This window comes from Streptomyces sp. NPDC054840 (genome assembly GCF_053611065.1).
Genome location: NZ_JBSGZP010000266.1, coordinates 1 through 9,201 on the forward strand (window position 1 = coordinate 1; position 9,201 = coordinate 9,201).

Sequence of the window (9,201 nt, forward strand, 5' to 3'; positions counted from 1 at the left end):
GTCAGGAACTCCCGCATCCAGCGTGAGTGGTCCGGCCAGGCCCGGGCCGAGACCAGCGTGCCGTCGACCACGGTCTCGCAGTCCTCGAACTCGGCCCCGGCCGCCTTCATGTCCAGCTCCAGCGCCGGGTAAGCGGTCACCCGGCGTCCGGCCAGAGCCCCGGCCGCGGCCGTGATCAGCGGGCCGTGGCAGATCTGGGCGATCGGCTTGTCGGCTTCCGCGAAGGCGGCCAGGATCCGGCGGACCTCGGGGTCGTTGCGCAGGTACTCCGGCGCCCGACCGCCCGGCACGACCAGGGCCGCGTAGTCCTCGGTGACCACGTCCACGAAGGCCAGGTCGGCGGGCCAGGTGTAGCCGGGCTTCTCGGTGTAGGTGTCGAATCCCTCCTCGAAGTCGTGCACCACGAACCGCAGCTTCTTCACCTGCGGCGCCGCGATGTGGACCTCGTACCCCTCCTCCCGCAGGCGCTGGTACGGATACAGGACCTCCAGCGATTCGGCCGCGTCGCCGGTCACGATGAGGATCTTCACTGCCATGGGCTGCTCCCGATAGGGCTGGTCACGGTCGGTCCGGCCCCACCGGGGCCATCGCTACCCTGCCCGCGGTGCGCGGCCGGCACACACGAAGGTCCCCCACTCCCGACACATGGTTTTCACCTGTTCGGCACATGACAATGTGACCCTCGCACTGCCACTGACACTCCGCCAATTCCCCAGGCGGGGACGGTGCGTAGGGAGAGGTACCCCCCACCTGATGAAGATCTCGCGCATGACCCCCTGGGCGGCCGCCCTCGCCGCCGCCACCCTGATCGGCATACCGGCGGCCGCGTCCGCCGGCCAGCAGGGCATCACCACCGCCGAGAACCCGGCGGCCACCGAGGCGGACCCGTACGCGGACTACTACGCGAACGCCCAGGGCAAGACCGGGCCCGCGCTGAAGAGCGCCCTGCACGACATCATCAAGACCCAGTCCAAGGTGACCTACGAAGGCGTGTGGAACGCCCTGAAGGTGACCGACCAGGACCCGGCGGACTCCGACAACGTCATCCTGCTCTACTCCGGCCGCTCCCAGTCCAAGGCGACGAACGGCGGCGGGGTCAACGACTGGAACCGCGAGCACGTCTGGGCCAAGAGCCACGGCGACTTCGGCACCGTCACCGGCCCGGGCACCGACCTGCACCACCTGCGCCCCGAGGACGTCACCGTCAACAGCACCCGGGGCAACAAGGACTTCGACAAGGGCGGCAGCCCCGTCAGCGAGGCGCCGGGCAGTCTCACCGACGCCGACTCCTTCGAGCCGCGCGACGCGGTCAAGGGCGACGTGGCGCGGATGCTGCTGTACATGGCCGTCCGCTACGACGGGGGCGACGGCTTCGCCGACCTGGAGCCGAACGACGCGGTCAACAATGGTTCGGCTCCCGCGATGGGCCGGATCAGCCTGCTGAAGCAGTGGAACCAGATGGACCCGCCCGACGCCTTCGAGCAGCGCCGCAACCAGGTCATATTCGACCGGTACCAGCACAACCGCAACCCGTTCATCGACCACCCGGAGTGGGTCGACTCCATCTGGTGACCGGGGTCCGCAGTCACGGCGCCCTCCGGGGGTTGGGCCGCGCCAGGCAGGGTACTCCCAGGCCAGAGGCTGCGACCCGCGCCCGACGGCAGCAGCCGACGGAGGTGCGTCGTGATGGACGGAGCCGGACTTTCCGATCGAGAGCAGCGCGCCCTGTCCGCGATCGAGGCCGAACTCAAGGGTGACCGTTCCCTCGACCGGATCCTGCGGTCCAGGTCGCACCGGCGTCACCGCACCGTGGCCGCCTGGCTGCTCGGTGCGGTGGCGGCGGTGCTGTTCGTGGCGGCCTCGGTCACCGTCTCCCGGCTCCTGATCTGGGCTTTCGCCGCCGTCTGGACGTCCGCGGTGATCCTGGCGCTGCCGCTGGTCGGCCAGCGGCTCCAGCGCCGCCGGCAGCGCGTCGACCGTACGGAGCGGCCGTAGCCGGAGCCCATCCGAGACCGGGGGACGCCGAGACCGGGGGACGGATCGGCCGGGTCAGAGCCGGTCGGCGAGGGCCTTGAACTCCGGCCAGGACAGCTGGGGCGTGCGCGCGTCCCACACCTTCTGGGAGAGCGCGGCCAGTGGAGCCTGGATGCCCGCGGCCACCTGGGCCTGGGTCTGGGCGCCGGACAGGTCGCTCCAGATGGCGAGGCGCCCGCCCAGGATCTGCGGCCCGTACGAGGCCGGGACGGGGGCCGTGCCGCGCAGTACGAGCGGGGTCCACTGTTCGTAGATCCGCTTTCCGGTGGGGTACGTGAACTGGTTGGGCTCCCCCAGCACGTAGTAGAGGAACTCGTCGTTGAGGTTGACGAGCTTGCGGCCCTCGCGCAGGTACTCCAGCGGCGGGCGGGCTCCGTTCTCCTTGCCGGTCCAGTACTCGACCTGGATGTCCTTCGCGGCGCTCGTCACCCCGCCCGCGAAGAACCCGTCGTTCCATGCCTTGAGTGCCTTCCCCGACGGCCGGACCACGGCGGCGCGGTCGTTCAGCCAGCCCGTCGCCAGGTCCTGGACCCGCGCCGAGGGTCCGTACCGCTGCTGGGCGGCGCGGGCGAGCTCGGGGAAGGAGGCCTGCGGGTCGCGGTAGACCAGCGCCTGGTACTCGTCGGCGCCCAGGTGCCAGGCTCCGCCGGGGAAGAGCGGTATGTACTCGCGCAGCAGCTCGTCCACGAGCTTGGCGGACGCCGGGTCGGATATGTCCACGGCGCCCTTGACCGCCCGCCCCTGGGTGTCGCGCAGCTGCAGGTCGGGGTGGGCGCGCAGGACCGCGCCGAGGTGGCCGGGAGAGTCGATCTCGGGGACCACCGTGATGTGCAGCCGGGCGGCGAGCGTGTTGATCTCGCGGACCTGGGCCTTGGTGAGGTGCGGGGTGGAGACGATCTCGGGGTGGGTGTCGGACTGGATCCGGAAGGCCTGGTCGTCGGAGAAGTGCAGGCCGAGCTGGTTGAGCTTGAGGTCGGCCATCTCGCGCAGCCGGTCCTCGATCCAGTCCGGGGTGTAGAACTTGCGGGCGATGTCGAGGTTGAGGCCGCGCTGCGGTTTGGCGGGGGCGTCGCGCACGGTGCCCTCGGGGGCCGAACCGGCGCTCTTGACCGCCTGCTTGAGGGTGCGGGTGCCGTAGAAGACCCCGGCCTGGTCGGGACCGTTGATGCGGACGCGGCCGTCCTTGACGTCGAGGGTGTACGACTCCAGCCCTCCCGCGGTCCTCGCGTCCAGGGAGAGCTCCACGTCACCGGCGCGCGGCGCCGCCGCCGCCCCGTATCCGATGTTCAGTTCACCGGCGAGCAGTTCGGCCTCGTCGGCCAGGGCGGCGGTGTCGTCCGGGGCGACGACCACGCGCGCGTCGGGTGTGGGCTTCCAGCCGGGGCCGCGGGCGGGTACGTGCTCCCGTACCGCCGGGATGGTGCGCGGGGCGGTGGACAGCGGGTAGGACGGTGTCGGCGTGGGCGTGGGGGGTACGGCTTCGGCCGGGCGGGCCGCGGTCGTGGAGGAACCCTGGGCGCTGGGGGCGCGTGCCTCGTCGGAGGCGGCCGTGCAACCCGGGAGGGCAAGGGTGACCAGCGCGGCGACCGTGGCCGTCGCGATCGTGTGGACCCTCCTGTGCCGCCTCTGTGTGCTCATCATGTGCGCGTTTCCCCGTACCAACGTGGCACGGGGAACACGCGCGCGCGACCCGGCGGGCTCAGAGCAGGGCGTCCCGCGCGGCGACGGCGAAACCGTGGTCCTGGTCGGGGGCGCCGCCGCCGACACCGATGGCGCCGATGAGGCGGCCGTCGCGGTGGACGGGCAGCCCGCCCGCGATGAACAGCAAGGGCCGGTCGAGGGCCGTGGGCAGGGTGTGGAAGGGGCCACCGGGCCGGACGGCTTCGACGAGGTCGGCGGTGGGCGCGTTCAGCTGGAGCGCGGTGTAGACCTTACGGGTGCTGGTCTCGCCGGAGATCAGTACGGCGCGGTCGTCGCGGCGGAAGGCGAGCAGGTGGCCACCGGCGTCGAGAACGTGACGCTGACCGTGACCCCGGCCGCTTCGGCGGCGGCCGAGGCGGTCGCGACGAGCAGCTCGGCCTCCTCTGTGGTCAGCGGGGCGACAGCGGTGCGGGTGGGGGTGGACATGCGGGGGGTCTCCTCGCGGGCGGGGTGCGTGCCTGACGGGGGAAGCGGTGGATCAGTGGTGGGCGGGGACGGTGATTGGCTCGCCGAGGGTTCCGCCGGTCCCGACGGCCCGGCGAAACCGGACCGACGGACTCATCGACCGGCCGGGGGCGAGCAAGCGGCCGGGCTCCTCCCCGAGGGTTCCAGCCCGGCCCCGCTCCCGGCAACGGACGGCGCCGGTCACCCGCTCCGGCGCGCGTAGCAGAAGAGGTGCTCCTCGGGGCCCGCCCGGTCGTCGGCGGGCTGGAAGTGCGCGGTGTGGTGGTGCAGCACCTCCAGCCCCAGGTCGGCGAGCCGGGCCAGGTGGGCCTCCGTGGAGAGGCTGCTGACGGTGACCTCGTGACCCATCCACTCGATGTCCAGGCCCCGGATGTCCCCCGGCACCGTGGCCATCACGAAGTACCCGCCCGGCGCGAGCCAGGACGCCATGCGGTCCAGGGCCCCCGCGACCTCCGGCTGGTCCATCACCAGCAGGGGGAAGAAGGAGCACACCGCGTCGAAGCCGGCCCGCTCGGGCGTGTAGGTACGTACGTCGGCCTGCTCGAAGCGGGCCTGCGGGACTGCGGCACGGGCCAGTTCGACCATGGCCGCCGAGACGTCGATGCCGGTGACGGCGCAGCCGGCCCGGGCCAGTGCCTCGGCGGTGGGCCGTCCGGTGCCGCTGCCCACGTCCAACACCCGTGCCCCGGCGGGCAGCCGGCCGATGAGCCAGTCGAGGGCCTCCAGTTGGCCGGGGATCCGCCCGAACGCCTCTCGTAGCGCTCCCCCAGATCGTCGAACACCTCTGCCGCCGACTTGCGTTGACTCATCGGGCCGCCCCTTCGTCTCCGGAGCACCACCGTACCGGCGCGGTGCGGTGACGGTCCGCGCCCCCCGTTAGGATCTGAGGCCAGTGATCATCAAGGGGGAGCCCATGACCAACACCGACGACGCCGTACTCGGACTGCTCGGTCCGGAGGATCCGCAGGAGATCGCCGGTTACCGGCTGCTCGCGAGGATCGGCGAAGGCGGCATGGGTTCCGTCTACCTCTCACGCACCCGCGGGAACCAGCCGGTCGCCCTCAAGGTCATCCGCCGCGACTTCGCCCAGGAGCAGGACTTCCGGGTCCGTTTCGAACGCGAGGTGCAGGCCGCCCGCCGCGTGCAGGGGTACCACATCGTGCCGGTGCTCGACCATGACACCAGTGGTGAACAGCCCTGGCTGGCCACCGCGTTCGTGCCGGGCCTGGCGCTCGACGACGCTCTCGCCACGCACGGTCCGCTGCCTCTGCCCGCGGTGTTCCAGCTGATCGGCTGCACAGCGCAGGCCCTGCACTCCATCCACGCCGCCTCGGTGGTGCACCGCGACCTCAAGCCGAGCAACATCCTGCTCGGTTCCAACGGCCCGTGGGTGATCGACTTCGGTATCGCGCGGGCGACCGACACCACCCAGTTGACGCGCAGCGGCGGGTTCATCGGAACCCCGCAGTACATGTCCCCCGAGCACGCCCTCGGCCGGACGGTCACCGCGGCGACCGATGTCTTCGCGCTGGGCCTGATCGCCGCGGTCGTGGCCACCGGCCGCCACCCGTACGGCGACGGCGGGGGGCTCTCGATCGCCGCCGCGATAGCCAACACCCCGCAGCAGGCGCCGGACCTGAGCGGCTACCCGGAGCCGCTGCGCCAGCTGCTGGAGCGCTGCCTGCACGCCGATGCCGCGCGGCGGCCCGCCCCGGCGGAGCTCGCCGAGTGGTGCGGCCGGGTGGCGGGCCGGGAGTTGCGTGACTTCGACGGCTGGCTGCCCGCACCGCTGGCCGCGGAGATCGCGCGGCGCGAGCGGTCGGCGCAGTCGCAGGCGCAGGCGCCGGCTCCCTCCCGGGCGCCCGGGCGGACCCCGCCCCCGCCGGCGTACACGCCGACCGTGGCCCCCGGGCCCACCCCGCCCACGTACGCGCCCACGCAGGCCCCAGGGCCTGTCCCCCTGGCGTACGCGCCGACCCAGGGACCGGTGGGAGGCCCGCCCCACCCGGGGTACGGCGCGCCCACCGGCCCCGCCTACGCCGCACCCGCCGCATCGGCGGCGCCCGCCCCCGCGCGCCGCAGCCGCGTACCCCTGGCCGTCGGCGCGGGAGTCCTGGTGGTCGCGCTCGCCGCGGGTGGGGCCTGGTACTTCACACGCAGCGACGGCGCGGGCGACAGCCGGCAGACTGCGGGCGACAGCAAGGACAGGACGGCCCAGGCGCCGAAGGACGCGGCTCCGGCGGCGCAGGGCGGCGGCTCGACCCCGGCCCCCCAGCCGTCCGGCCGCACCTACACCGCGGTGTTCAAGGACAAGCCCGTGAAGTTCCTGGCGCCCCGGGAGTTCGGCAAGGTCAACGCGGTCGACCTCGACTTCCCGAAGGTGGCTCCGTTCGGCGACATCGGCTACAGCGACCGCGAACTGGCCATGGGCTACGACGACGTCAAGAGCGGAACACCCTTCGGCAAGAGCAAGGGCGCCACCCCGGAACAGTGCGAGACCGGAGCCGCCACCGATCCGATTCCCGACAAGCTGCAGCAGTCGGACCTGAGCGGGGCGGACAGCGCCATCGTCCAGGGCGACCTGCTGTGCACCGTCACCACCAAGGGCAATCTCGCCATGGTCAGGATCGTCAGTGTCGAGCCCTCGACGGACAGGCTCTACAAGGTCCCGACGTACCTCACCGAAGTGACCCTCTGGAAGCGGTAGGCCCGGCCGCGGGCAGGGCGTGAGCACGACGGCAGCATCGGAGGTCGGGCAGGTCAGGCCGAGGCGGGCAGGTCAGGCGGGGACGAGGACGACGGCCGTTCCGTACGCGCACACCTCGGTCCCGACGTCCTGCGCGTCGGTGACGTCGAAGCGCATCATCAGCACGGCGTTGCCGCCACGCGCCTTCGCCTGCTCGATGAGCCGGTCCATGGACTGGTTCCGGGTCTCCACCAGGGTCTTGGTGAGGCCCTTCAGCTCGCCGCCGATCATGGACTTCAGGCCCGCGCCGATCTGGCTGCCCAGGTGGCGGGAGCGAACGGTGAGGCCGAAGACCTCACCGATGACGCGCTCGACCCGGTAGCCGGGGACGTCGTTGGTCGTCACGACGAGGACGCCGCTCTCGTGTGCGCCGGCGCCGCCGCCGTAGTCATCGATACCCATGGCGCCTACTCTCGCGCGGCCCGCCGCCGGCCGCACCCCGGGCCGCGCGATCAGGGCATGCGGGCCGCCAGGTCGTCTCCTTCGGATCTTGCCTGACCCGCGCCGCCTGGTACCGCACCTCGCGCGCGTTGTCGGAGCAGCCACGTACGTCCGGTACACCGGCGCCTCTCCGCCTTGCGAGGCACAGCACCGGACGACGCGGGCCGAACCGGCATGATCCGAAAGAGACGACCCGGGCCGGACTCGTACGCCGGCATCCCGGCTTGGCACGGCGCGGGTCCGGACCGCCGCCGGGTGGGGTGTGTAGGGGCACCTCGCCCCCTGCGTGCCCCGCAGGTTGTACGGCGTCGCCTCCCTGAGCGGTAGGCCGGTCTCATCCCCTGGAGGGCCGCGGGGCGGGTGGCCGGGCCGTAGATTTTCCTCCGCCGGCTCACCGGTCGGCACCGGCCCTGTCCCCCCGGGGCCCGCTGCGCGGCCGTGCCCGTTCGGGGGCGGGCACAGCCACGCACCTCGATGGGGCAAATTGATTATATCGGGATAAAGGACGGTGAGCCGCCGGGGCTACGCGCTCCGCCCTCGTCATAGTCGTCCCTGGCAACCGCCTGGTTGCCGCCCCGTGCCGCGCGTCGCGGCCGGGTGGATGTCTTCATAGAGGAGCCGGCTCATGCTGAAGCCCACCAGAACCACCCTCGCTCTCGCCACCGGCAGCCTGGTTCTCGGTCTGGTCGGAGCGGGCGCCGCCGCCGCCGCCGATGACGGTCCGGAGAACCTGCCGCCGCGGGAGCTCGTCGTCGGCGGAGGGTCCGCGAAGCCCGGTGTCTACCACGAGAGGCACGTGACAGGCAAGGTCGTGTCGAAGGGCCCGCTGACCGTCCGCAGCAAGCCCAGCACCCGTTCGCGGTCCCTCGGCCACGTGTACCCGAACAGCAAGGTCGAGATCGAGTGCAAGAAGTACGGTGAGGACGTCGACGGCAACCGCATCTGGTACCGCTTGGCCGACAAGAACAGCGGCTGGGATCACGACGCCGCCATGCGTGGGCACGCGTACGACAAGGAGCGCTGGGTCGCCGCCCGCTACGTCAAGAACCTCTCCGAGGTGAGGTACTGCCGCTGACCCGGTCCCGCCGGTAGGCAGGCACGCAGGTGGCCGGACCGGCGGGTCGGCAGTCAGTCCACCGGGCGTACGGCACGCGGGCCCACGCACCCCACGCCGTACGCCCGGACCCGTTCACGCAGTGCGCGGTCGGCCGTGACCACGACACAGCCGCGCTCGGCATACGCGGCGGCCAGCTCCACGATCCGGTCGTCACCACTCCCGGGCGCCGAGTCCACCCGTACGCCGGGAACGGACTCGACGCCCCGGGCGGCGCCTTCGACGACGAGGACGATCTCCTCGCCCCCGCCCCGGCCGGCCAGCAGGTCGCGCAGCCGGACGGCCGCGCCCCGCCGGTCCCGCCACCAGCCGTCCGGCACCGAGCCGACGACGTTCGCGCCATCCACGATCAGCACGTTCCGCCCGGCATCGGTGGCGTCCCCTGTGGTCACGGCGGCCGGACCCTCAGAAGTCGCCGTAGTTGACCTGCCAGGTGGGCAGGCCCATCCGGCGCCAGATCGCGACCACCCGGTCCCGGTCGTCGAGCGAGACCCGGACCGCGTACCGGCGGCGCACATGCCTGTCGAACAGCTCCGCCTTCACCACGTCGTCGCGGCGCGTGTCGCCCGCCGCGCGCATCCACAGCTCGTCGTACGGCACACCGTGGCGCCGCAGCCAGGACTCGGTCTGCGGGCGGTGCTCCTCGCTGCGCCCCGACAGCAGCACGATGACGTCGCCGTCGGCGCGCCGGAAGGCGTCG

The 9,201-nt window shown here is 72.4% G+C and carries 10 protein-coding genes and 1 pseudogene; 4 read left to right on the top strand and 7 right to left on the bottom strand.

Features of this window, described 5'->3' with window-relative positions:
- Positions 1 to 536: DJ-1/PfpI family protein (locus tag ACWGIU_RS19855; protein WP_453707548.1), on the bottom strand; the 536-nt coding region annotated here is incomplete at its 3' end.
- A gap of 217 nt (positions 537 to 753) precedes the next feature.
- Here ACWGIU_RS19855 and ACWGIU_RS19860 point away from each other — a divergent pair.
- Positions 754 to 1,572, top strand: a complete 819-nt coding sequence (locus tag ACWGIU_RS19860) for an endonuclease I family protein (protein WP_453707550.1) — start codon at positions 754 to 756, stop codon at positions 1,570 to 1,572.
- Between the two features lie 114 nt (positions 1,573 to 1,686).
- The gene (locus ACWGIU_RS19865) at positions 1,687 to 1,995 is read left to right on the top strand and encodes a DUF3040 domain-containing protein (RefSeq protein WP_453707552.1); all 309 of its coding nucleotides are present in this window, start codon (positions 1,687 to 1,689) and stop codon (positions 1,993 to 1,995) included.
- A gap of 54 nt (positions 1,996 to 2,049) precedes the next feature.
- On the opposite strand, the gene ACWGIU_RS19870 is transcribed toward ACWGIU_RS19865, so the two are convergent.
- From ACWGIU_RS19870 to ACWGIU_RS19880, 3 genes and pseudogenes are all read right to left on the bottom strand, one after another.
- A complete protein-coding gene (locus tag ACWGIU_RS19870; RefSeq protein ID WP_453707554.1) occupies positions 2,050 to 3,675 on the bottom strand; it encodes a beta-N-acetylhexosaminidase in 1,626 nt (541 codons plus the stop codon).
- 58 nt (positions 3,676 to 3,733) lie between these two features.
- Positions 3,734 to 4,161 (bottom strand): annotated as a pseudogene (locus ACWGIU_RS19875) (GlcG/HbpS family heme-binding protein).
- 219 nt (positions 4,162 to 4,380) lie between these two features.
- Positions 4,381 to 4,869: a class I SAM-dependent methyltransferase gene (locus ACWGIU_RS19880; protein WP_453707556.1), complete on the bottom strand. Its 489-nt coding sequence runs from the start codon at positions 4,867 to 4,869 to the stop codon at positions 4,381 to 4,383.
- A gap of 244 nt (positions 4,870 to 5,113) precedes the next feature.
- Here ACWGIU_RS19880 and ACWGIU_RS19885 point away from each other — a divergent pair, with 244 nt between their 5' ends.
- Complete coding sequence (locus ACWGIU_RS19885; RefSeq protein ID WP_453707557.1) at positions 5,114 to 6,907, top strand: protein kinase domain-containing protein; 1,794 nt, start codon at positions 5,114 to 5,116, stop codon at positions 6,905 to 6,907.
- A gap of 72 nt (positions 6,908 to 6,979) precedes the next feature.
- On the opposite strand, the gene ACWGIU_RS19890 is transcribed toward ACWGIU_RS19885, so the two are convergent.
- On the bottom strand, positions 6,980 to 7,348 hold the full coding sequence (locus tag ACWGIU_RS19890) for a YbjQ family protein (protein WP_453707559.1): 369 nt from the start codon (positions 7,346 to 7,348) through the stop codon (positions 6,980 to 6,982).
- Between the two features lie 664 nt (positions 7,349 to 8,012).
- On the opposite strand from ACWGIU_RS19890, the gene ACWGIU_RS19895 reads away from it, so the two are divergent.
- The gene (locus ACWGIU_RS19895) at positions 8,013 to 8,462 is read left to right on the top strand and encodes an SH3 domain-containing protein (protein WP_453707561.1); all 450 of its coding nucleotides are present in this window, start codon (positions 8,013 to 8,015) and stop codon (positions 8,460 to 8,462) included.
- A 53-nt stretch (positions 8,463 to 8,515) separates the two neighbouring features.
- Here the strand turns inward: ACWGIU_RS19895 and ACWGIU_RS19900 are convergent, their stop codons facing one another.
- Together ACWGIU_RS19900 and ACWGIU_RS19905 are read right to left on the bottom strand one after the other, a co-directional pair.
- A complete protein-coding gene (locus ACWGIU_RS19900; RefSeq protein WP_453707563.1) occupies positions 8,516 to 8,893 on the bottom strand; it encodes an NTP pyrophosphohydrolase in 378 nt (125 codons plus the stop codon).
- Between the two features lie 13 nt (positions 8,894 to 8,906).
- Positions 8,907 to 9,201, bottom strand: a 295-nt coding sequence (locus ACWGIU_RS19905; protein WP_453707565.1) for a phosphatase domain-containing protein, incomplete at its 5' end; no start/stop codon positions are given.